Origin of the sequence: Anabaena sp. 4-3, assembly GCF_001597745.1 — a bacterium.
Classification (GTDB): Bacteria; Cyanobacteriota; Cyanobacteriia; order Cyanobacteriales; family Nostocaceae; genus Trichormus.
The window spans coordinates 63,973-87,147 of record NZ_LUHJ01000072.1 but is presented as its reverse complement, the minus strand read 5'-3'; the positions used below and the strand labels follow the sequence as shown (position 1 = coordinate 87,147).

At 40.8% G+C, this 23,175-nt stretch carries 18 protein-coding genes and 1 pseudogene; 11 read left to right on the top strand and 8 right to left on the bottom strand.

The window, feature by feature from the left end:
* Positions 1-647, bottom strand: a pseudogene (locus A3775_RS20820) (photosystem II q(b) protein); the annotation flags it as partial.
* A gap of 350 nt (positions 648-997) precedes the next feature.
* Between A3775_RS20820 and cofG the strand changes: the two are divergent.
* The 4 genes from cofG to hflX all read left to right on the top strand — a co-directional run bounded on the left by cofG (position 998) and on the right by hflX (position 7,199).
* The gene (gene cofG, locus A3775_RS20815; RefSeq protein ID WP_066426593.1) at positions 998-1,981 is read left to right on the top strand and encodes a 7,8-didemethyl-8-hydroxy-5-deazariboflavin synthase subunit CofG; all 984 of its coding nucleotides are present in this window, start codon (positions 998-1,000) and stop codon (positions 1,979-1,981) included.
* 124 nt (positions 1,982-2,105) lie between these two features.
* The gene (locus A3775_RS20810) at positions 2,106-3,431 is read left to right on the top strand and encodes an AAA family ATPase (protein ID WP_066426591.1); all 1,326 of its coding nucleotides are present in this window, start codon (positions 2,106-2,108) and stop codon (positions 3,429-3,431) included.
* Positions 3,428-5,122 carry a tetratricopeptide repeat protein gene (locus A3775_RS20805; RefSeq protein WP_066426589.1) on the top strand — a complete coding sequence of 565 codons (1,695 nt, stop codon included), beginning with the start codon at positions 3,428-3,430 and terminating at the stop codon, positions 5,120-5,122. Before A3775_RS20810 ends, A3775_RS20805 begins: the two co-directional genes overlap by 4 nt.
* 340 nt (positions 5,123-5,462) lie before the next feature.
* Positions 5,463-7,199 (top strand): GTPase HflX, encoded by a 1,737-nt coding sequence (hflX, locus tag A3775_RS20800; RefSeq protein WP_197480213.1) that lies wholly within the window; start codon positions 5,463-5,465, stop codon positions 7,197-7,199.
* Positions 7,200-7,370: 171 nt separating this feature from the next.
* Here hflX and gshB read toward each other — a convergent pair whose 3' ends face one another.
* The 3 genes from gshB to A3775_RS20785 form a co-directional block, all read right to left on the bottom strand.
* On the bottom strand, positions 7,371-8,357 hold the full coding sequence (gene gshB, locus A3775_RS20795) for a glutathione synthase (RefSeq protein ID WP_066383769.1): 987 nt from the start codon (positions 8,355-8,357) through the stop codon (positions 7,371-7,373).
* Positions 8,358-8,484: 127 nt separating this feature from the next.
* On the bottom strand, positions 8,485-8,745 hold the full coding sequence (grxC, locus tag A3775_RS20790; protein ID WP_066383767.1) for a glutaredoxin 3: 261 nt from the start codon (positions 8,743-8,745) through the stop codon (positions 8,485-8,487).
* A gap of 58 nt (positions 8,746-8,803) precedes the next feature.
* Positions 8,804-9,556, bottom strand: coding sequence for a PEP-CTERM sorting domain-containing protein (locus tag A3775_RS20785; protein WP_082803810.1), 753 nt, complete (start codon positions 9,554-9,556; stop codon positions 8,804-8,806).
* 697 nt (positions 9,557-10,253) lie between these two features.
* On the opposite strand from A3775_RS20785, the gene A3775_RS24470 reads away from it, so the two are divergent.
* On the top strand, positions 10,254-10,397 hold the full coding sequence (locus A3775_RS24470) for a hypothetical protein (RefSeq protein ID WP_156481699.1): 144 nt from the start codon (positions 10,254-10,256) through the stop codon (positions 10,395-10,397).
* Between the two features lie 53 nt (positions 10,398-10,450).
* Here the strand turns inward: A3775_RS24470 and ftsZ are convergent, their stop codons facing one another.
* The 4 genes from ftsZ to A3775_RS20770 form a co-directional block, all read right to left on the bottom strand.
* On the bottom strand, positions 10,451-11,740 hold the full coding sequence (ftsZ, locus tag A3775_RS20780) for a cell division protein FtsZ (RefSeq protein WP_066383758.1): 1,290 nt from the start codon (positions 11,738-11,740) through the stop codon (positions 10,451-10,453).
* A gap of 57 nt (positions 11,741-11,797) precedes the next feature.
* Positions 11,798-12,109, bottom strand: a complete 312-nt coding sequence (locus tag A3775_RS25135; protein ID WP_156481698.1) for a hypothetical protein — start codon at positions 12,107-12,109, stop codon at positions 11,798-11,800.
* Between the two features lie 746 nt (positions 12,110-12,855).
* Positions 12,856-13,710 (bottom strand): cell division protein FtsQ/DivIB, encoded by an 855-nt coding sequence (locus A3775_RS20775; protein WP_066426588.1) that lies wholly within the window; start codon positions 13,708-13,710, stop codon positions 12,856-12,858.
* 290 nt (positions 13,711-14,000) lie between these two features.
* The gene (locus A3775_RS20770) at positions 14,001-14,357 is read right to left on the bottom strand and encodes a hypothetical protein (RefSeq protein WP_066426585.1); all 357 of its coding nucleotides are present in this window, start codon (positions 14,355-14,357) and stop codon (positions 14,001-14,003) included.
* 381 nt (positions 14,358-14,738) lie between these two features.
* Between A3775_RS20770 and A3775_RS20765 the strand changes: the two genes are divergently transcribed.
* The 6 genes from A3775_RS20765 (at position 14,739) to A3775_RS20740 (ending at position 23,168) form a co-directional block, all read left to right on the top strand.
* Positions 14,739-15,572, top strand: a complete 834-nt coding sequence (locus tag A3775_RS20765) for a photosystem II manganese-stabilizing polypeptide (protein ID WP_066383755.1) — start codon at positions 14,739-14,741, stop codon at positions 15,570-15,572.
* Positions 15,573-16,338: 766 nt separating this feature from the next.
* Positions 16,339-17,115: an RNA polymerase sigma factor SigF gene (locus A3775_RS20760; RefSeq protein ID WP_066383754.1), complete on the top strand. Its 777-nt coding sequence runs from the start codon at positions 16,339-16,341 to the stop codon at positions 17,113-17,115.
* 159 nt (positions 17,116-17,274) lie between these two features.
* A complete protein-coding gene (locus tag A3775_RS20755; RefSeq protein WP_066426583.1) occupies positions 17,275-18,123 on the top strand; it encodes a hypothetical protein in 849 nt (282 codons plus the stop codon).
* 2 nt (positions 18,124-18,125) lie between these two features.
* Positions 18,126-18,371 (top strand): hypothetical protein, encoded by a 246-nt coding sequence (locus A3775_RS20750; RefSeq protein ID WP_066383750.1) that lies wholly within the window; start codon positions 18,126-18,128, stop codon positions 18,369-18,371.
* Between the two features lie 370 nt (positions 18,372-18,741).
* Positions 18,742-19,887, top strand: coding sequence for a VWA domain-containing protein (locus A3775_RS20745; RefSeq protein WP_066426577.1), 1,146 nt, complete (start codon positions 18,742-18,744; stop codon positions 19,885-19,887).
* 17 nt (positions 19,888-19,904) lie between these two features.
* Complete coding sequence (locus A3775_RS20740; protein ID WP_066426574.1) at positions 19,905-23,168, top strand: tubulin-like doman-containing protein; 3,264 nt, start codon at positions 19,905-19,907, stop codon at positions 23,166-23,168.
* The last annotated feature ends 7 nt before the right edge of the window (positions 23,169-23,175 follow it).

Sequence of the window (23,175 nt, the reverse complement as noted above, 5' to 3'; positions counted from 1 at the left end):
CCGTGCATTGCGGAGAACAAGCTACCACCGAATACACCAGCCACACCTAACATGTGGAAGGGGTGCATTAAGATGTTGTGTTCTGCTTGGAACACGATCATGAAGTTGAAGGTACCGGAGATACCCAAAGGCATACCATCAGAGAAGGAACCTTGACCGATGGGGTAGATTAAGAATACTGCGGTAGCTGCTGCAACAGGTGCAGAGAATGCTAGGCAGATCCAAGGACGCATACCCAAGCGGTAGGACAATTCCCACTCACGACCTAAGTAGCAGAATACGCCGATGAGGAAGTGGAATACTACCAATTGGTAAGGGCCACCGTTGTACAACCATTCATCTAAGGAAGCTGCTTCCCAGATGGGGTAGAAGTGTAAGCCGATAGCGTTAGAAGAAGGAACAACTGCACCAGAGATGATGTTGTTGCCGTAGATTAAGGAACCTGCAACGGGTTCGCGGATACCATCGATGTCTACTGGAGGTGCAGCGATGAAGGCGATGATGAAGCAGGTGGTTGCAGCTAGCAAGGTGGGGATCATCAGTACACCGAACCAACCGATGTATAAGCGGTTGTTGGTGCTGGTGATCCAGTTGCAGAACTGCTCCCATACGTTCGCGCTTTGGCGTTGTTGTAAGGTTGCTGTCATGTTCTTATGATGACTGTTTATGATGTATGAATTTCGTAGGTGTTTCCACCTCTTGTTACATATATTAAACAAGAATGTTGTGTTTTGTAAAGAGTTATGAGAAAAAAATTTTTACCTTTCCCTGTAGAAAGCTCTGATACTGAGTTGTCATCGAGGTTTGAGCCTACAGAGGTCATCATTTTTGTGTAACGCGCATCGTTTACAATTCTTTAGCGAATCACATTAGTAGGGTGCGTCAGATGTCAAAAACTTTGGATTTTTACCAAAATATCGCCTCTGACGCACCCTACAACTACAACTTTTTTTGTATGACGCGCATCGTTTACAATTCTTAAGAGTATTCAATCTTTATGTCAGTGGCAAAGTCTTCTGTCGTTACTTACAGCCCTGCTTATACCATTGTTCCGACTTACGAGTGCTTTAATCTCTGTACCTATTGCAATTTTCGCACCAACCCAGGTAAAAGTCCCTGGCTGAGTTTATCAGACGCAGAGGATATCTTAAAACGACTGCAAAATCAGCCAGTCTGTGAGATTCTCATCCTTAGTGGAGAAGTTCATCCCCAGTCACCTCAACGTACAAAATGGTTTGAGAGGATTTATGATTTGTGTGAGTTAGCATTGACGATGGGTTTTTTACCACATACTAATGTTGGGCCTTTGAGTTTTGCAGAGATGCAAAAACTGAAGAATGTCAATGTCTCAATGGGTTTGATGCTGGAACAGTTAACCCCAGCCTTATTAAATACAGTACATCGCCACGCACCGAGTAAGTTACCAGAACTCAGGCTGCAACAATTAGCTTATGCGGGAGAGTTACAGATTCCTTTTACCACTGGCTTATTGTTGGGAATTGGGGAAACCTCTGATGATTGCTGGGAAACCTTAGCCGCTATATCCCAAATTCATCAACGTTATCATCACATTCAAGAGGTGATTTTGCAACCTCACAGCCCAGGAAATCAGCAAACCTTTGACGCGCCAGCTTTTGACGCGCATCAATTACCAGAAGTGATTGCCAAAGCACGGCAGATTTTACCATCAGATATTACAATTCAAATTCCGCCGAATTTAGTCAAGGACGAACAATGGTTATTAGCTTGTTTAGATGCTGGGGCGAGAGATTTAGGCGGAATTGTCCCGAAAGATGAAGTTAATCCTGATTATCCACATCTTGAGGAACAAGAATTAAGAGAGATTTTACAACCTGCGGGGTGGGAGTTAGTACCGCGTTTACCTGTGTATCCGCAGTTTGATGCTTGGTTGACGGGGGAGTTGCAAACGACGGTGAGGCGGTGGCGAAATATTATCACACAAAATTGTAGGTTGGGTTGACCAAAGGAAACCCAACACCAATTTAAGAGTTGGGTTGCGCTGCGCTTAACCCAACCTACATCTATATAATAGTAGTCCTATATAATATTTGGTATTGTCAATCACATAGCTATATTTTTTATTTATGGTTAATAGTCCTGACTTACTCAGTCAACTCTATAACGCTTTTAACCCCTTTGAACCTTTACCCGCAGGTGATCCAAAATATGTAGATTGTCAGGATGTGCGGGGAGATGCGGATATTCTCCAAGAGTTGGGAAATCGGATGCGACTGGCTAATACTAATACTTGTCAATTGTATTCTGGTCATCGGGGGGCTGGTAAATCTACAGAACTACTCAGGTTAAAACAATATTTAGAAAATCGTCAATTTTATGTTGTTTATTTTGCGGCTGATGAAGAAGATATTGACTCAGAAGATGCCCAATATACAGATATTCTCCTCGCCTGTACCCGCCGTTTGCTGAAAGATTTGAAAGAAATCGCTAGCCCTCGCCCTATACTTGACTGGTTAAAAAGCCGTTGGGATGATGTGAAAGATTTGGTGCAGACTCCCATCGAGTTTGAGAGTTTGGCGGTAGAAGCCCAACTGAGTCAATTTGCCAAGCTGACGGCAAATTTAAGGGCTGTTCCTGAATTACGCCAGAAGATTCGCCAAAAAATTAATCCTTACACTGTCACTTTAATTCAGGTTTTGAATGAGTTTCTCAGGGATGCTAAACAACACTTACCTAACGGTTACACTAAACTGGCGGTAATTGTCGATAATTTAGACCGGATGGTGTTAGTTAAAGATGGAGAACGCACTAATTATGAAGAAGTCTTTTTAGACCGCAGCGAACAACTTCAAGCTTTAGATTGCCATTTGATTTACACTCTCCCTCTTTCTATGTTGTATTCTAGCAGAGCAACGGATATCAGGGATATCTACGGTGAATGTCTGACTTTACCGATGATTATGGTGAAAACTATTCAAGGTGACATTTACCAGCCTGGAATAGATAAAGTTAAGGATGTGATTAAAAAGCGAGTGCGGGAAATTGCACCTGAATTATCATTAGATCAAGAGATTTTTGACAGTCCCCAAACTTTAGAACGACTCTGTTTAATGAGTGGAGGTCATGTGAGGAATTTGCTATTGTTAACTCAAGATGCTATCGGACGCATTGAAGAGTTACCAATTACAGAAAATGCTGTACGACGAGCAATTACTCAAGCTAGAGATACCTACCGTCGCGCTGTGGAAAATTCTCAATGGTGTTTGTTAGCCGAGGTTTCCTGTAGTAAACGCATTATTAATGATGATGAGTATAGAAAGTTGATGTATAACCGATGCCTGTTAGAATACCGCTATCTGGATGATGAAGGAGAGATGCAGCGTTGGTATGATATTCATCCATTAATTCAAGGAGTTGCAGAATTTAAAGAAGCAGTGGCAAAACTGACATGAATTCAGATTTTAATGACTGGGATGATGATTTACCGCCTGAACCAGAAGTAGCCTATCAAGACTTAGTTCGCGCACTGAAACGCAAATCTGGATTTGGCTTGTTTTTTGTGCAGTGTACTCCTGTGGAAGCAGATAATTTAATTGTTAAACTTCCACAGGATATTCCCCAGAAGCATATAGAAGTTTTGCGCTTGGTTGAGTCGATTGATAATTTATATCAGCGAGTGGCTGAGTTTGTTAAAAACAAGCAAATAGATATTTTATTAATTAAAGGTCTGGAATATTCTTTATATAAATATGAGAAAAGAACTTTTGGTGAAATCACTGAAGGACAATTTAGCAATTTAACCAGTGTGCCACATATTTTAAATCATTTAAACCAACAGCGAGAACGGTTTAGAGATGATTTTCCATTTTGCTTTGTTTTTCTGTTGCGTTCATTTTCTATTAACTATCTGATCCACCGCGCCCCAGATTTCTTTGATTGGCGTTCTGGAGTATTTGAATTACCAACTACACCAGAATTAGTTGAACAAGAATCAACTCGTTTGATATTGTCAGGAGATTATGAGGAGTATTTGAAACTTAGCCAAGAAGAAAAAATTGAAAAAGTCTTGGAATTCCAAGACTTGTTGGCAGAACAACATCAGACAGAAGATACAAAGGTAAGTTTACTATTTGAACTGGGTAATTTGCTGTATGCAGCAAAAGAACCCGAAGCTGCGATCGCATCCTACGACCAAGCAGTGAAAATTAAACCTGATTATCACAAAGCTTGGTACAATCGGGGGACTGCGCTAGATGATTTAGGACGCTATGAAGAGGCGATCGCATCCTACGACCAAGCTGTGAAATTTAAACCAGATTATCACCAAGCTTGGTACAATCGGGGGACTGCGCTAGATGATTTAGGACGCTATGAAGAGGCGATCGCATCCTACGACCAAGCTGTGAAATTTAAACCCGATGATCACGAAGCTTGGTACAATCGGGGGACTGCGCTAGGAAAGTTAGGACGCTATAAAGAGGCGATATCATCCTTCGACCAAGCTGTGAAAATTAAACCAGATTATCACCAAGCTTGGTACAATCGGGGGATTGCGCTATCAGATTTAGGACGCTATGAAGAGGCGATCGCATCCTACGACCAAGCTGTGAAATTTAAACCAGATTTACACGAAGCTTGGTACAATCGGGGGATTGCGCTAGGAAAGTTAGGACGCTATAAAGAGGCGATATCATCCTTCGACCAAGCTGTGAAAATTAAACCTGATTTTCACCAAGCTTGGTACAATCGGGGGACTGCGCTATCAGATTTAGGACGCAATGAAGAGGCGATCGCATCCTACGACCAAGCTGTGAAATTTAAACCAGATTTACACAAAGCTTGGAACAATCGGGGGAATGCGCTAAGAAATTTAGGACGCTATGAAGAGGCGATCGCATCCTACGACCAAGCTGTGAAATTTAAACCTGATGATCACCAAGCTTGGTACTATCGGGGAAGTGCATTAATGAAATTAGGTCGATGGATAGAAGGAAATAAAAGTATTAGCAATGCTATTGATATCAATCCCGAATTCGTGGACACTCTGTTTGACAGACAGAAGAAACAAATTATTGATAATTTGCTACAAAAACTGCGGCGTATTTTTACAATTTTCTTAAGAATCCTTCTCTTGAGGTTCTGATTTAGCAAATTTACGATAATTATATATTTTGATATTATGTTAGTAATACCAATTCTCTATGAAGTTGCACCAAATGAATGATGTAGAGACGTTGCATGCAACGTCTCTACAGTTGAAAATAAGTTATATCTTGCGCCATTCTCTTTCAGCGTTAGGCGATGCACAGCCAATAACGTTAAACTCAGGTCTTAGCAACTCTCAAGCAATGACCACCCTACACAAATTGTCTCAACTCCATTCACCGACGCTACCCCCAAAAGATTGAGTTTGCACCTTGAACACTGTTGTAAAATAGACAATAGAAGGATTCGGAGGGCCAGGTAACTGGTCATAAACGCCTATAGAAACTATTTTCGGTAATCTTCAGGGTTTGAAATCCAGTCAGCTGAAGCAACTACAGCGACTGTATCACCAGCGCATCCCAGGCGATCGCATCACAACGCCTGAGTTCTCCCAGCGTCTGGCAGCCATCAGCACGGAAATTAATCTACCTGTGTGTGCCTACCTCAACCGTCGCGGACAAGTGATTCGTGTTGGCGTAGGCACTCCGCGTCAAACCCAAATCCCACCAATGGAATTACCCCGTTATGGTGCGGAACGTCTCAGTGGTATTCGTTGTATCGCTACCCATCTCAAGGCAGAACCGCCCAATGAAGCGGCTCTCACGGCAATGGCTATGCAGCGTTTAGATGCCTTAGTGGTAATCAATATTACCGGGACAGGCTTCACTCGGCGCGGTGGTGGGGCGACAGGCTACGTTAAAGAAGCTTATGTAGCCCACCTTGTCCCCCAAGATGCCCGTACTTTAATTCCTAGTGGCGCGTTTTCTGGCTCTAAAGTCCAATCTGGCAGTTGGAGTATATCACCACCTTTAGATTTAGATGACCTAGCACAGCAGGATTTCATCGACTTGGTGGAAGGGCTAGAAGAAGAGTTCCGTCGGGAATTCGTCGCCCAAGAAGTAGATGCGGATCATGACCGGGTGTTAATTGTGGGTGTGATGACTGATGATATGTCAGCCCAGCAATTCCAGGACACCTTGGCGGAATTAGCGCGGTTAGTGGATACGGCCGGTGGTGATGTATTACAAACAATACAACAAAAGCGATCGCGCATTCACCCGCAAACCGTCATCGGTGAAGGTAAAGTCCAAGAAGTCGCCCTCACAGCCCAAACCTTGGGGTGTAATCTCGTCGTCTTTGACCGCGACCTCTCACCCGCCCAAGTCCGCAACTTAGAAGCGCAAATTGGCATCCGGGTAGTTGACCGCACCGAAGTTATATTAGATATCTTTGCTCAACGCGCTCAATCTGGTGCTGGTAAATTGCAGGTAGAATTGGCACAGCTAGAATATATGCTGCCCAGACTCACTGGCAGAGGTCAAGCAATGTCTCGACTAGGGGGTGGTATCGGGACTCGCGGCCCTGGTGAAACTAAATTAGAAACCGAACGCCGCGCCATTCAGCGACGCATTTCTCGCTTGCAACAAGAAGTCAACCAATTACAAGCCCACCGTTCACGGTTACGCCAACGGCGACAACATCGGGAAGTTCCCTCAGTGGCTTTAGTTGGTTATACCAACGCGGGCAAATCTACTTTATTAAATGCGCTCACCAACGCGGAAGTTTACACAGCCGACCAGTTATTTGCTACCCTTGACCCGACTACACGCCGTTTAGTCATACCTGGGGCTGAGAATGGAGAAACCCAAGAAATTCTGATTACAGATACGGTAGGGTTTATCCATGAACTACCAGCATCACTAATGGATGCTTTCCGCGCTACTTTAGAAGAAGTCACAGAAGCGGATGCTTTACTACACTTAGTAGATTTATCTCATCCTGCTTGGTTGAGTCATATTCGCTCAGTGCGAGAGATTCTCGCGCAAATGCCAGTAACTCCCGGCCCCGCACTCGTGGCTTTTAACAAAATTGATCAAGTAGATAGCCAAACTCTAGCTTTAGCTCAAGAAGAGTTTCCTTTAGCGGTGTTTATTTCAGCCAGTCAGCGTTTAGGACTGGAAACCCTGCGTTTGCGTCTGAGTCAACTGATTCAATATGCTGTTGACTCTCATTGACACTCCCTGAAATTCTATTTCAGGGATTCTTGCTACCCTGCGGGACGCTAACGCGTTGGCGTAGCCTACACTGTATTGCTTGCAATCAGTGTAGGAGTATATCACTAACACCTGTCTGCAAACTGCATAGACAGATTTAGACAGGTGTTATCGCTGTTTTTTGGCCTCAATTTATTTTGTTATGGCAGTGAAACCATTTAAAGTCTGCTCCACCCATTGAATCACTTGATTAGCCAGGCGAGTACCATCTAGTTTGTCGATTTCCCTGATTCCTGTAGGGCTTGTGACGTTAACTTCTGTGAGGTAGCCACCAATCACATCAATACCCACAAAAATTAAGCCGTCTTGACGTAGTTTTTCAGCTAATTCGGTGCAGATTTCATGTTCTCTTGGGGTAATCACAGTTTGCGCGACTGTACCACCAGCAGCCATATTATTGCGAAAATCGCTCCCACTCGAAAGCCGATTGAGCGCGCCAATTGGTTCACCATCCAGGAGGATAATTCGCTTGTCTCCCTCTTTAGCCTCTGGTAAATAAGTTTGTACCATGACTGGTAATCGACCTTGATGGGTACTGAGTTCAACGATAGAGTTGAAGTTGCGATCGCCTGAAGGTAAAAATAAAACCCCTTCCCCAGCCTTATTACCCAAAGGTTTGAGAACTGCCGCGCCCTTAGCTTCCACAAATTCACGAATGAACTGCTTATCAGCACTCACAATAGTTTCTGGAATAGCCTTGGTAAACTGGAGGGCATACATTTTTTCATTTGCTCCTCGGATACCACGAGGATTGTTGATGAGCAGCGTTTTGTTTTGGTCAATGTAATCCAGAATGTACGTAGCATATAGGTAAGCATCGTTAACAGGTGGATCTGTCCGCATAAATACAGCATCCATCGTTTCTAAGGACATAAAAGAACGCTGGCTTAATTTATACCAGGGGTTAGCTGCTATCCAGCGTCCTTCTACCAACTGTATTGGGACTAATTCCACCTGCTGCAAAATAGCCCAAGCTTTGCTGTTTACCACACTCAGCCAAGTTGCCTGAGTTACCCAAACTTCATGTCCTAAAATTTGCGCTGCTTCCATCAAAGCAACACTGGTATCATGGCATGGGTCAAGCTGATGGATGGGATCAATAATAAAAGCCAGTTTCACACTTTTTGCCTCAATCGCCAGAACATTCTCAGGATAGTCAATTTAGATTATCCCTTGATGATCTGACTGATTCACCATCTTTGCTACTGGAAAACAGCCCATGCTAATGATTGGGTAATCTCAGGAATTATCCAGCTAGTAACTCATCTAGCTTGCCTTGAGCTTCTAAAGCGTGAATATCATCACAACCACCGACATGGCGATCGTTGATGAAAATTTGTGGTACGGAACGTCTGCCATTTGCTCTTTCAGACATTTTAGCCCGTGCTTGCTCATCTCCATCAATGCTATATTCAACAAATTCCACGCCCTTCTGATTGAGCAAATTTTTAGCTCGAATGCAAAAAGGGCAAGTTCTCCAAGTGTAAATTTCTACTTTAGCAGCCATAAAGTCCTCAACTTGATCTGATAATTCATTTTAGAACTTTGCTACTGATAGTAGATGCTTAACTTAGTTGTGAACTACGGCATTGCTGGATGCCATGAGACTTGCGACGACGATTAATCAACATACCACCCATAACTAGACCAAGACCTATAGTAGCAGTTGGTTCTGGTACTTTGGCTTTCGCTGGTTCGGGAAGGTTGACATAAGTAGCCCTAAAGATTGAGGCATGGGACAGATCCTTACCCTGTTTACCACTCCCATCTAGGGCAACACCGATTGTATTGAAGGAACCTGTTAAACCTGTTTTAGCAAAATCAACGTCTTTGAACAGATAGGTACTATATGCACTACTTGTTTTCAGGCTAATCACAAATGTAGATAAACCCTCGCCAAGTGCTTGATTTAGACTCCAGCTACCAGAATTTTTGCCTGTTGCTTCAAAGCCAAAATTATCTGGACTATCAGTTTTTCCCACTAACTCCCAAGTGGCATCAACACCAAGATTAAACAGTCCGCTATTCAAATCATCAAGCAACGTACTGCTCGATCCCGTGTCATTACCACTAAAAGGCCCTTGACAAGCTGAAGCACTGACATTTCCCAGGAATACATCTGTAAGACTACAAGTTGCACTGGAAGCGGTGGTAGTGGTAGTGGTGTTGGTAGTTGAAGTCTGGTTGGAATTGCCATTGCCTTTACCATTGCCGTTACCATTCTTTGCTAAAGCCGAGGGGGCTAAAGCTAAACAGTAGATTCCGATAAACGATGTAATTGATATCCTCAGAAATAACTTAGAAAAATTTTTCGTCATTTTGATTTTCTTCCCCTGTCTTATTCTTGAATCACTGTACTGTTGTCATCTTTGTTCTACTATCTCAAGATTGTTCAATTATCTTATAAAAAAAAAGATTTTGTGTATAAAAATTACACAGGTTGTTTATATCTTTATCTATATCGGCTAACACTAAGGATTTTACAAATGGTGACAAATTTTTAATTTTTAAGTTGGTCTCAAACACTCAAGTATCGTATTTTTACTTAAATTAGAAAGTACATTATTACTTCTTTATCCTCTTATACTATCAATATGTTTTAGCATATTTACTGTATAAAATACTGAAAAGGTAGTTTCTGGGATACTATAAGTTCTTAGTGGGAAATTTAATTAAAGTTAATATGAATTTTTTGAAAAAAAACACTAGAAAAACTACGGTGTTGTATTTACTTAACCAGAAATAAACTATATTTTAAGATTCAATTTCAATATGTATAAATATCTAGTTAATCTGGCATAAACAAATTTTAAATGAGTTTTATAGCAGTCGCAGCATAGGTTAGGACATAATAGAAAGAAATAACCCTAAAAAAATGCCAGCATCTTATGATACTACTTGATGTCCCGCATATTAAAATATGCGTTGGTACTACATCTCCTGGCTGTTCGCGGAGCGTTCCCGAAGGGTAGGACGTATGTGGGTTCCTGAGTCACCCACATACGGCTGTGTTTTGTGCCTATCGACTTGCTTGATAACTTGATGTTGTTTTTGAATGGTCTAGATATATTGGTGACAGCAACGTACAGTAACCGAGATAGTTGCAGCATTGCTGACCCTACCTCCGGTGCAACTGGAGAACTAGCAGATTTTATATAGCACTCAGCCTGACCTAAGATTAAACTTTTGAATAATCTCAAATCTTCAACCGCTTAATTCCGTGGCCGCCGATTTCTCAGAAAATCAGGGATATCCAGTCCAGCTTTTTCTTTTGGTTCTGGAATAGGAGCAGGTGCGGGTGGGTTAGCTGATGGTTGTTGTGGGGGCGTGCGTCTGGAAGGAGAAGGTACTACACGAGCGTTGGCTACATTCTGTTGAGGTGCGGCTTGTATTTCGCCTGTAAAACCAGTAGCAATCACGGTAATTCTGACTTCACCTTGTAGCCTGTCATCAATGACTGCACCAAAAATAATATTAGCGTTGGGATCAACTACTTCGTATATTGTTTCGGCGGCAGCATTGACTTCATGTAGAGTCAGGTCGCTACCACCTGTAATATTAAATACTACACCTCTAGCACCTTCAATAGAACATTCTAGCAATGGAGAGGAAATAGCGGCGATCGCGGCTTCTCTAGCTCTCGATTTGCCTGAACTCACACCAATTCCCATCAATGCCGAACCTGCATCTGCCATCACAGCCCGCACATCGGCAAAGTCTACGTTTACCAAGCCAGGAATCGTAATAATATCGGAAATGCCTTGCACCCCTTGACGCAACACATCATCCGCATAACGAAAAGCTTCTTGCACTGGTGTTTGCTCAGGGATAACTTCCAGCAATTTATTGTTTGGGATGATAATCAGGGTATCAACTCTACTTTTGAGTCCCTCAATGCCTTGCTCGGCTTGACTCGTGCGACGACGACCTTCAAACACAAAAGGACGTGTTACTACACCTACAGTCAAAGCACCCATCTCTTTGGCAACCTCTGCGACGATTGGGGCTGCACCTGTACCAGTACCGCCTCCCATGCCAGCAGTAATAAACACCAAATCAGCACCCTCCAGAGCTGTGGCAATTTCATCTCTGGATTCTTCTGCCGCCTTTTGACCAATAGCCGGATTGCCACCTGCCCCTAAACCTCGTGTTAGCTTCTGTCCAATTTGTAAGCGACTGGGGGCACCTGCCAACGTTAAAGCTTGAGCATCAGTGTTGATCGACCAAAACTCCACCCCTGAAACATCAGACTCAATCATTCGGTTAACGGCATTGCCTCCACCACCGCCGACACCGATTACTTTGATATTGGCTACCCGTCCTGGTACAATCTCCCCAATACGGCTAGTTTCCGTAGTAATCTTTTTACTGTCATGGTTTTGTGCAAAATTCAGCCCAGAGTGATTAAAGGGGTTAGTTGAGTTAACTGCTAGTGAAAAACCCGACTGCCCGAAAGATTGGGTATTTTTATAGGTAAGCTCTTGGTTATTATCAAGTGTCATTGGATTCAGAAAGGTAGATAAACGACTTTATTTAGATGCTACATGCCTAAGAGTCAACTATAGTTTGTCAATGCCAAAAACGATGGCACTGCTCTTGATTGTTTCACTACTTCCAACCTGAAGTGGATTGCAAGTGTGAAGTCTTGCTGTGGTATCAGCCAGCAATGCAGACCATCGCATAGCTAATTCTAGAGAAGTATACCTATATTTCACTAAAATTGAGCTGTATAACTGCAATAAGACATGAATATTGTCACTATATAGCCAATTTTCCCTAGTATATCTCTGACATAACCGATACATTCTTTCTAGTTTCGCTAATGATTGTAATTGGTCATTGATATTACTACTCACAACCTTGGTTTTCACCTCACTGCCTGATATTAATCATATTTTTTGTGTTTTTAGATACATTTTCAGGAATGCGATACTGAAAAATCTTGTTCTCTATTCCTGGATGATTAGTTTTAGCGGCTAAATCTCAGCAATTAAACATCAACTTAATAAAAATACAAGTTATAAAACAATCACAATTTTGAGGTGACGGCAAAACCTGTCAGCCTGAGCAAAAGCAGGTCTTGTCTGCATTAATAATATAGTTGATAGGTTTGTCAATTGGGGATAATTGCTACTTTAAACAAAAATTTAGTTTCACGGGTTGTTGATGCCGAAATTTACAGCTATAAACACTATGCCAATTAGTTATATAACACTTTACTTGCTGTGTTGGCCGTTGTAGCTAGAGAAAAGCTTGACAGTAATCGGATTTCAGCCTGTGTTGATTAAATTCCCATGAGTAAGAGCAAAATTAGTCTTTAAACCCTACTTTCATTGGCTGGTTGTCGAGTAGTGACTCAAGTGAAGTTTTAGCTACATTAAATTTCATCGGGATGAAATACATCACTACTGCGAGAAATCACAAGGAGATACTAGGTTAGGCGGATCATGATCAAGTTGTGCATTTCTTTATGGGAGAATGGGCAAACGGAGAATTACTATGGTGGTCATTGGAAAGCAACATTGTCAGGTCTGAAACTGACTACTCTAATATTTTTCTATAAAAATAAATTTTCTTAATTGATTAACAGTCTGGGAGATTTAAAACATAAAACCTACTAAATTTTTGAGGGAGTCTGAGAATTAACCATTTCTTTCTTTTGGTTTATATGTACTAATGGAGAATTAGGGTTTTTCAAATCAATGTAATCTATTTCTTGAGGATTAATTTTTTTAGGCAAGTGGCGTAGTTTGTCAAGTACATTAATTTGTTCAGGTAACTGGGGACTGAGAGAGCCAAGATAGACAGTTCCGATTTCAGTTTTCAGCTTTAAGTTAGCTGGGTCTTGGCAATCTATTTCTGTAATTTTTACTGCGCTTTGGCTAACAGAAGAATAAAGTTGACTCCAGTTTTTTCCGTATTCTTCCGTAAACCCGATCACTTTCAGGCTAGGTAATTTAATTTCGGGGTTAATCATTTTGTATTTTTCTAAAGGAATCCAAACCCCTTGAGCATCCAAGAAGCCTGTAGATATTTGTTTTTTGCTAGTGTCATTAGCTTGGGATTGAGACTTTTGAGCTATTGCTACAGGTACTCTTTCTTGAACTTCAATGATTAAACCTGGAGGAAAAAGGCGACGATTGACAGTAGCTTGGGCAATAGCTGGTTGTTTTTTCAATGATTCGGCGATCGCATCTGGTTGAATTCGCCATAAAGATTGCGGATATGACAGCACTAATAGCGACTGCACTGCCTCCTGTGACAAGGATTGATTATTGGATGTGATCGATACTTGTTGAGGCGTTTTGAGTATCCAAATTGGCTGGATTGCCAGCCACAGCAACCCACCTGCCAATCCAGTAATAGCCCCTGTGCGCCAAATAGCTTGCAAAATTTGCATTTGTCGCTGTCGGCGTAGCTGCTGACGGCGTTGAGATAAATCTTTACGGGAAACGGATACTATGCCAGGCATTGATACCTCTTGTCGTTTGCAGTCTAATTCATTGTTAGCCTTGAATCATCTGTTAATTTCAGTACAATCACTAGGGCTGACTAGCTTTCCTGCGCTCAGAAAACTGATTTCTAGTTATACCTTACAGCAACCTGAATAGAATTTAGGCATGAGTTATTTTTCCTGTTCTATGAGGATAAATTGTTTAGTTTCATTACAAACTGCTACATTGACAACCTAATTATCTTATGTGATTAAGTTTACCATCAACAGACAGTTTTTCCCCCACAGCCGTCTAACTGCTGACTAGCTCAAGAGCGATCGCTACTTAACATATCTTCACTAATTTCCTGTGGGCTATCTTCATCAATTGCTTCTGGGAAAAAATTGGTTAAAAATCGCTGTAGTCTCATACGCTCAATATAAGGCCAACCACCCTCAGACTCTATATCTTTCAGTAGTGCGTAGAGTTGCTGACGGTTATTCGGCAAACTCTCATGAAAAGCACCATCTCGAATCTCCCGGTGTAACTGCTCCAACTGGCGCAGCAATTGTAAAAGAGCCATGACATCGCCTTTATAGGCCAATGCCACATCATGCACTACAGCCACAATTTTGTGCATCTCATCCGGCAACAGCCCTGATTCAGAATCATTGTGTTTGTTCATCTCAACCGCTCCGTTAAAATCCTGTCTCCTCAAATTTACCGAAGATTGTGGGCATTCATATAGGTGAGCTGGAACGCTTCCCACAGGCTCAAAGGTAGCTAGATGGGATCAAAGCTACTCAATTGAGATTTAGAGTGCTTTGATTTTGAGTTAAAAAAAATCGTATGATCTGGCTGATTTCCCTATAAAGCTATGGGCTGTGTGTAGTAATGTTACATACATAATACAGAAAGACTGTAGCGACGCTGCCAATGTCTACCCATTGGCGAAACACGAACATCAACAGTTTCGTGTTACTGAAAGTACGCACTTCTCTGTCAAAATGTGCTTATTCACCTGCCCAAACCTTTGAGATATTAATTTTTGACATTGAGGTTGATCATGAGGTATCGCGCTTTAATTGTGGCATTCTTGGCTTTGTGCCTGGGACTAATCACTGCTTGTAGTGAAGCTCCTACTGCTAGCAGTAGAGATGTACTCACCTATGAACAAATTCGCGGCACTGGCTTGGCGAACAAATGCCCCCAACTGGGAGAAACCAGCCGTGGTTCCATTCCTTTGGATTCTAGCCAATCCTATGCGATTAAAGAACTCTGCTTGGAACCAACCAATTTCTTCGTTAAGGAAGAACCTGCGAATAAACGTCAAGTAGCAGAATTCGTACCTGGCAAATTGTTAACCAGATACACTTCTACCATTGACCAAGTTTCCGGTAATCTGAAAATTAACCCAGATAACAGCTTGACTTTTGTAGAAGATGATGGTTTGGACTTCCAAGCCATTACCGTGCAGCTACCTGGTGGTGAGCGCGTACCTTTCCTATTCACCATTAAAAACTTAGTAGCTCAAACACAACCTGGTTTAAACAGTCTGAATACTTCCACTGACTTTGAAGGCAGTTTCAAAGTACCTTCCTACCGTGGTGCTGCTTTCTTAGATCCTAAAGGTCGTGGTATCGTTAGCGGCTATGATAATGCCGTAGCTCTCCCAGCACAAGCTGATGACGAAGAATTAACCCGTGCTAACGTTAAGCGCGCTGAAATTCTCAACGGCAAAATCTCTCTGCAAGTAGCTAAAGTAGACAGCTCTACTGGTGAAATTGCTGGAACCTTCGAGAGTGAACAACCATCTGATACTGATTTAGGTTCGGCTGAACCCAAAGAAGTCAAAATTCGTGGTCTATTTTACGCTAGGGTTGAACCCAATCGTGCTTAATTCTTCTGATAACCTCTATCAGTTAGGATTCACGAACAAATTCTGTACCTGGCAAATTACCTTCTCGAACTAAATCACAGTAGGTTGACCAACAAAAAGGGCTAGTTAGCCCTTTTTTTTATGGGTTGAAATCATGATTGATTAATATGGCAGTCGAACCATAGATGAGGGCATTTTGAAAGCGTGAATGCTAGTCATTGCCAGAGTTTAGTTTTTGTCTCCGGTTAAGCTGCTTTTTGCCATATTTAAGCGAATAAAAACAAGTAAAGTTTTGTTACTTCTCCGTAATCAGGATGGAGCTATTAGTGGCTCAGACTACTCTTTTAGTTTAAGAAACAACCTAGATAACTATGTTAATTTACGGCTATTTGACTAAGCAGATTTAAGGATTAGATGAATTGTTAGTAACTTTACTGAGAATTTCTTGGGGACATCTTCCCAAAATATAGTGAAGGGTCAACCTTATTATTATAAATCAAATTAGGTACTATTTCGGTTTCAAATATAACCAAAAATTATATATTGTGGCTCTAGTTAGCTCAGTTAAAGCTACATTAAATACCCACAAGAAATCAAAAGACAAAGCCATTTTAGCTTATTTAAATTTAGCTCGATATCAGCCTCTACGCATTTAAATAATTACAAGTTTAAATGACTAGAAATTTGCAGGGGGCATATAGCATCATATTTGCTTTGATATCGCGCGATCGCAGCCTGGGTTTCCACCGAGTATTAGATTGTTTATTTCCTCAATAAACGCGATGCTATGCCTACTACAACTACCAACGAACTAAAGCAAGAAATTTGGCAGTTATTGCGAGAATATCAACAATCTCGCTCAGAAACTGTTCGCAATCAACTGGTACAACTTAATTTTGGACTGGTGAGAAAAGAAGCTCACTATTGGATGAATCAATGTCGTGAAAGCTATGACGACTTAGTTCAGGTTGGTTGTCTGGGTTTAATTCGAGCGATTGAACGATTTGAACTTGTCAAAGGACACGCCTTCAGTTCCTTTGCTATTCCTTATATTCGGGGTGAAATTCAACACTATCTTCGAGATAAAGGTGTGACAGTCCGAATTCCCAGACGCTACTTAGCCATACAACAACGGGCAATCGGAGTTTCACGTTGCTTACGAGAACAATACAATCGTCAACCCACTGATGCGGAATTAGCAGCTGCACTACAGATTTCCCCAGACGAGTGGCAGGATATCAAATTGGCATGGGTGAATCGTTCACCTCTGAGTCTGGATGTACCAGTACAAGATAGCGATGAAGGAGCTACGAGTCTGGGAGAATTAGTTCCTGACCACCAGTATCGTAGTTTTCAATTGGCGCAAGAAGACCAAATTCGTCTGCAACAAGCTTTGTTCCAGCTAGAACAACGCACCCGTGAGGTTTTAGAGTGTGTATTTTTGCAGGATTTAACTCAGAAGCAAGTAGCAGAACAGTTGGGGATTAGTGTGGTGACAGTTTCCCGGCGAGTTAAAAAAGGGTTGGACTTGTTGAAAAATCTGATGTGTGCGGCAGAGGATTAAGTTCTCACTATGCCATCAGCATTTATCCTGAAATTTTAGTGTTAAAAACAACCGTTTAAATGTCAAAATTTAGGTTATAAAGGTAACAATGCTATGTTTGAAACACAGGCATAGCGGATTTTAACCGATCAATTTTCCTATAGCTTTTGAGAACGGCTAATGGGCAGAAAAACCAAAATTTTAGTTGCAGCTATTGTTACCGTAGCGATCGCTGGCTGTGCTTCGGAAGAAACACCACAAGCTGTCAATCCTGTTCCTCAAGCAGCACCGCCTGCTAAAACCCCACCCCCAGCAGCTCAGTCTTTTAATAATCCTGTAGTTTCTGGTAACCAGGAAACAAAGCGCGCCACCGCCAGCCCTAGCTTGATTCAACTTACCAATGCCACAGAAAGGGTAGTTGTAGTTTCCAAGGGGCGAAATGATCCATTTGCCCAAATTGTCGGGCAACCAGTCGCCGAAATTGGACAAAATACAACTACTAGAACAGTTCCATCCTTGCCGCCTCTACCAATGGCTACCAAACCACAGGCGGTAAATCCTAACAATGGCAATACAAAGAAAACTACAACCCCAAACAAGGTAGCACGAGTAGCAAAACCCCCTAGCTTAACTCCCGTCTTACCTAAAGTTTTACCGCAAGTTGTCCCCAATCCCACTTTAGTTTCTGTCCTACCACCGCCAACCGAGCCTGATTTAGCCAAAGCAGTTGTCGTCACTGGTGTAGTGGTTGTAGGGAAAGAACCCCAAGCAATTATTAAAATACCAAATGAAACCAACAGCCGTTATGTAGAAGCAGGACAGCGACTCGCAAATGGTCTGTTGATTAAACGCATTGAAATGAATGAAGGTTCCAATCCGATTGTAATTCTGGAACAATACGGTATTGAGGTCGCCAGAATGGTAGGTGAAGCAGCAGTTGGTTCTACACCTTCAACTACAAATCCACCTAGCACTCCGGTTTCGGTGACAACACCCACCTCAAATAGCGTTGCGCTGGGAACTCTATAAGGATGGAGACGACAGAAAAAATTGAATTTCCTGGTTTACCGTTAGCAGTATATCGAGAGATAGCTGCTCATCTGCGTCAAGTTGAGGGGGTGGCAGTGGAGTTAATGCCCCAATCCTCTCCACATTTTGATTACTATCAAAGTCAAATAGGAGGCTTGTCTATTTCTTGGGCTGCTAACTCTAATTCTGAGAGTCGGCAACGTGTTCAGGAAATTTTAGCTTACTATCAACAACGCTATGGTTGCTGAGGAATTGAGTGCAATCAAACTGAAGCTGAGTTAACTTAAATGCCATATTATTTTTACCCCAGCAGTGCTTTTTAAAATAGCTGTTGGGGGAATTTAATATGCTCAGACAATTTGTTAAATTTACATTTCTTTAAACCCATGTCTAAAATGCTCAGTTATAATAAATACTTGATTTTAACGTAGATTCTCAGGTAAAATCCCTATGTAATAAAATTTTCTTAACTTAATAAGTTAAAAAATACTGATTTTTATAAAAAATCATTAAATAAGTTGAAATAAAACTAATTTAATTTAAGAATTATATTTTAAAATTTACTTAATCGGGTATCTATGCGTATCTAATCCTGTTAATTGATAGGCTGCCTTACTTGTGACAATCACACGAATTGTTCCTGGACAACCGCTTACATCTACACAAAAACTCGGTTTAGAATTAATTTCCGCTTTGGCTGGCGGAAGAGATGTTGTCTTGGCGATAGATATGACCGAAAGTGTGGGATTGAATGATGAAGGTCGTATCCGCTTACGTCAGATAGTAGAAGATAGCCTCAAACCGGGAGATTTAGTTTACGTTGTTCCTTTTGCTAGGGATGTCAATTTAAACGAGGTGACATCAGATAGCAATCAATTGGGAACACCCATATATTTTAATAGTAAAAATCAAGAAAATATTGACAAAATCTTAGCAAAAATACCTTTTGTTTCTGACCCCAATCGCTATGGCACAGATATTCAGCAAGCCGAGTTAAAGATTTATCAAGGTATTGCTCAAATTAATCAAAATCGTCTGCAAAAGCAGCAACCAATTAAGGCGCAGTCAGTAGTGTGGATTACTGACGCACCTTTATTTACCCAACCAGGAATTACTTCTCAAGTTTGGATTGAAACCCCGGCTGAGAGTCCTTTTCGCATTGCCGACTCTCCAGGAAGTAAACAGCGACAAGCTTGGTTAAAGGCTTTACCAATTAAGGAGCGATCGCAGTTAATTACAACTAAGCAAAATAAACAATATAAACTCACGGTTGTAGATATTGCTCCTACTGTACAAGAATTTTGTACCCCAGCACCAGGTGGTGAAAAAACTTGTTTAGTTAATCCTTATCTAACTAAACAATTATGGCTACCAGGATTAATTGCATTAGTAACATTAATTAGTGCATTTTTAGCTGCTGTAAAAATTTATCGATTACAGAAAACATGGGAGTTAAGCGTAGATTTTGAAGCCACAGCAAAACCAGAAGACCAAAAATGCCGATTACCTCCTAAAAAACGCATTGCTATTGGTGAATATGACTCTACTTGTGTAGATTCTATTGATTGTCCTGGTGTAGAAGTCAGAGCATATTTAGAACGTAAAGGAGAAAAGCTTTATTTAGTACCAACTAATTCCGCCCCTATATATTATCAAGGTAGAGAAATTACCTCACGTACTCTGATATCTAGTTCTCGGTTTCGGTTAAATTGTCCAGATAATCGTAAGCGTGACTACGAGATAAATATTCAAGTCAAAAAATAGCAAACAAGGTGCATCAAATGAGCCAAGCAACTGTCAATGACCTACAATATCGAGGTATTAACCGCACAATTTGTATTGGTTTGGGTGGTACTGGAAGGGATGTTTTAATGCGAATTAGGCGGCTAATTGTTGACCGCTATGGAGATTTAAATAATCTGCCAATTGTGAGTTTTGTGCATATCGACACTGATAAAGCCGCAACACAAGTAGCTGGTATTCGTACAGGTAGTACCTATCACGGTGTTGACCTAAGTTTCCGCGAAGCAGAAAAAGTTAGTGCCACTATGTCCTCCAAAGAAGTCACAATGTTTGTGGAAGGACTAGAACGGCGTTCTGAATATACTCGTTATGGCCCCTATGAGCATATTGCTAGATGGTTTCCTCCCCAACTATTGCGAAATATTAAAGCAGTTGAAGAAGGTGCAAAAGGAATTAGACCTGTAGGTAGACTAGCTTTTTTTCATAACTATCAAAAGATAAAAACAGCGATTGAAACCGCAGAAAGACTTACCAGAGGACATGATTCTTTATTACTCAGAAAAGGTATCAGAGTCGCATCTGGTTTAAATATTTTCGTCATTGGTTCTTTATGTGGCGGTACAGGAAGCGGGATGTTTTTGGATATTGCTTATAGCCTGAGACATCTTTATCAAGAACAAGAAACTCAGATTGTCAGCTATTTAGTAATTAGTCCTGAATTATATGGCAATACTCCTAATATGAGTGCCAATACTTATGCGGCTCTCAAAGAATTAGATTATTACAGTAATCCCAGTACACAATTTGCAGCTTTTTATGATATTCAAAATTTAGTATTTATTCAAGAAAAGCGTCCGCCATTTGACTATACTTATTTAGTTTCGCATCAAACAGGTGGCGAATATCAAATACTTGAACAAGGTAAATTATGTAATGTTATTGCTCATAAGATTGCTTTAGATTTTTCTGGCGAGTTATCACCTGTAATTAAAGGAAATAGAGATAATTTTCTGCAACACATAATTCAGTGGGATAAACACCCACGTCCTAATGTACAACGATATTTAACATTTGGGTTAGCGGCTATTTATTTCCCTCGTGACACTATTGTACAAATAGCCTTAATGCAGGTGAGTTTATCTCTGGTAAAATTTTGGTTATATGGTAAGGGTCAAAGTCCAGACCCTCTCAAATTATTAGAGCAATTTTTAATCCAATATAATTGGCAAAATGACCTAATTAATAAAGATTGCTTCAGAACCAAAATATCAGAGTCAGTAGAAGAAGCCAATAAAAATTTTAGTAATACTATCAACACCTGGAGAAGTAAATTAGAACGTTCAATTTCTGATTGTCAAAATAAAGATGCTCGTTATGGCATTCGCCAACAGTTACCAAGAGAATTTCGGGAGCAATTCCGTAAATTTCAACCAGGGGAAACAGAAAGTACCAGAGGAATTTGGCTCACAAAAGTTTTACAGACTTCTCCAAACACCGCTAAAGAACTAAAACATAATATTGATGATTATATAATTCAGTTGCTTACACCCAGCGATTTGAACTTTTCGATCAAAAGTTGTCGGGATTGGCTAGACGCTTTGCAACATGAGTTGAATAATTATCAAGGTAATTTGCAAGAAGCTATTACTGATTTTAATGGGATGAAACGCTGGGAAGATATTGAAAGAAAATGGCGGGATGCTGAACAAACAATAGAAGATATTGAGAATAAAGCCAGTCTTCCTTTCTTTAACAATAAGAATACACCAGTACAAGCGGAAGCTAAAAGAGTAGTGCAGGAAGTATGCAAAACTATTCAGCACAACTTTGATTTTACAGTCTGTCAGGAAGCATTGAAAATTGTCAATGAATTACAAAAGCATATTCAAGAGAGAAGTAATCAAGTGACTGCTTTTAGCAGATTAGTGGAAGATTTACAAACTAGCTATGAGAAGCAAGACGGCGACTTAAGACAATTAAATTTTGATGAAATGAGTGGCGAAGCTATCTTTGATAGTGAAGATATTGAACGTTGTTATCAAACAATGTTACCAGAAGATGGTTTTCGCGGACAGTTAGTTTTAGTAAGTGGTGAAATTACAGAACCAACTGGTAGAGGTCAATCTTTAGCAATTTTTATAGATAAAGAACGCACCACACAAGAACAGTTGCAAAAAGAAATTAATCGTAATGTTGACAAGTTATTTGCTGCGCGTGTCATCAATATAGTTAATTCTGTGATTAAGCGGTTTATGCAGAAGTATCCTTTAGCAGCGCGTTCGACTCGGTTAGCACAAGTGATGCAAGAAGCTAAACCTTTGCTCAGACTGACTTTAGCTGATCCTTATTTCCGGGAAGATCCCGCTAAAAGTAGTAAGTTAATTGGGTTTAAAAATACAGATGAGTTAGAAGTACAACAGTTTAAAAATTTATTAGAACAAGAGTTGGGAGTTGATGCAACTGTTTTAAAACCGACACAAGCAGAAGACGAAATTTTAATTGTTAATGAATATGCTGGGTTTCCTTTGAGACTAATTGGTGGTTTAGATAGAATGAGAAACCCTTACTTGAGAGAACAGAATTCTGCTACAGCTTTTTTACATAACGATTATCGGGTTACATTCCCTGATATTATTCCACCGGATGCGATCGCACTGGAAAAACTAGAAGATATCTTCTATCCTTGTTTAGCGTTTGGGTTACTGACAGAAAACCCACAAAATCAGCAATTGGAATTTCAATATTATGATTCCTTGCGAGATACTTACAACACTGCCGCATTGAGTCCTGAGTGGAATCAAGCTTTAGAAGAACTCGCTAACCGCAGTGACATGACAGCAGCATTGCAACAGCTTTTAGACCAAGAAATTAACACAATAGCTGCACAACCTCAACTCTGGGAAAATAAATATTTACCAAAACTACGTCAATTTGTACAAGCAGTAGATAATTTACCCCCAGATAGTCCTAACTATGCTTATAAACTCGCCGTAGTGGGGACTTCCGACACTACAGATCCTACCGCTAAAGAAGGAATTATTAATCGGTTTCGGAGAAAAATGAATGAGAAATTTAGAACCTTCCAAACTCCTACTTTTGCACCAACTAGCGATACATTAAATCAAAAAGTGCTGAGTGGAGAAATAGTTATTGATGCACCTGTCAATGTAAATGGTAATGATAATAGAACCAAACGACGTTTAGAATTGGAGCAGTTAAAACAAGATTTAGCAGAAGGTTTCCTGAATGAAGAGGAATACGAACGGGAAAAACAAAGAATTTTTGCTAAATATCCTCTTTAGAATTAGC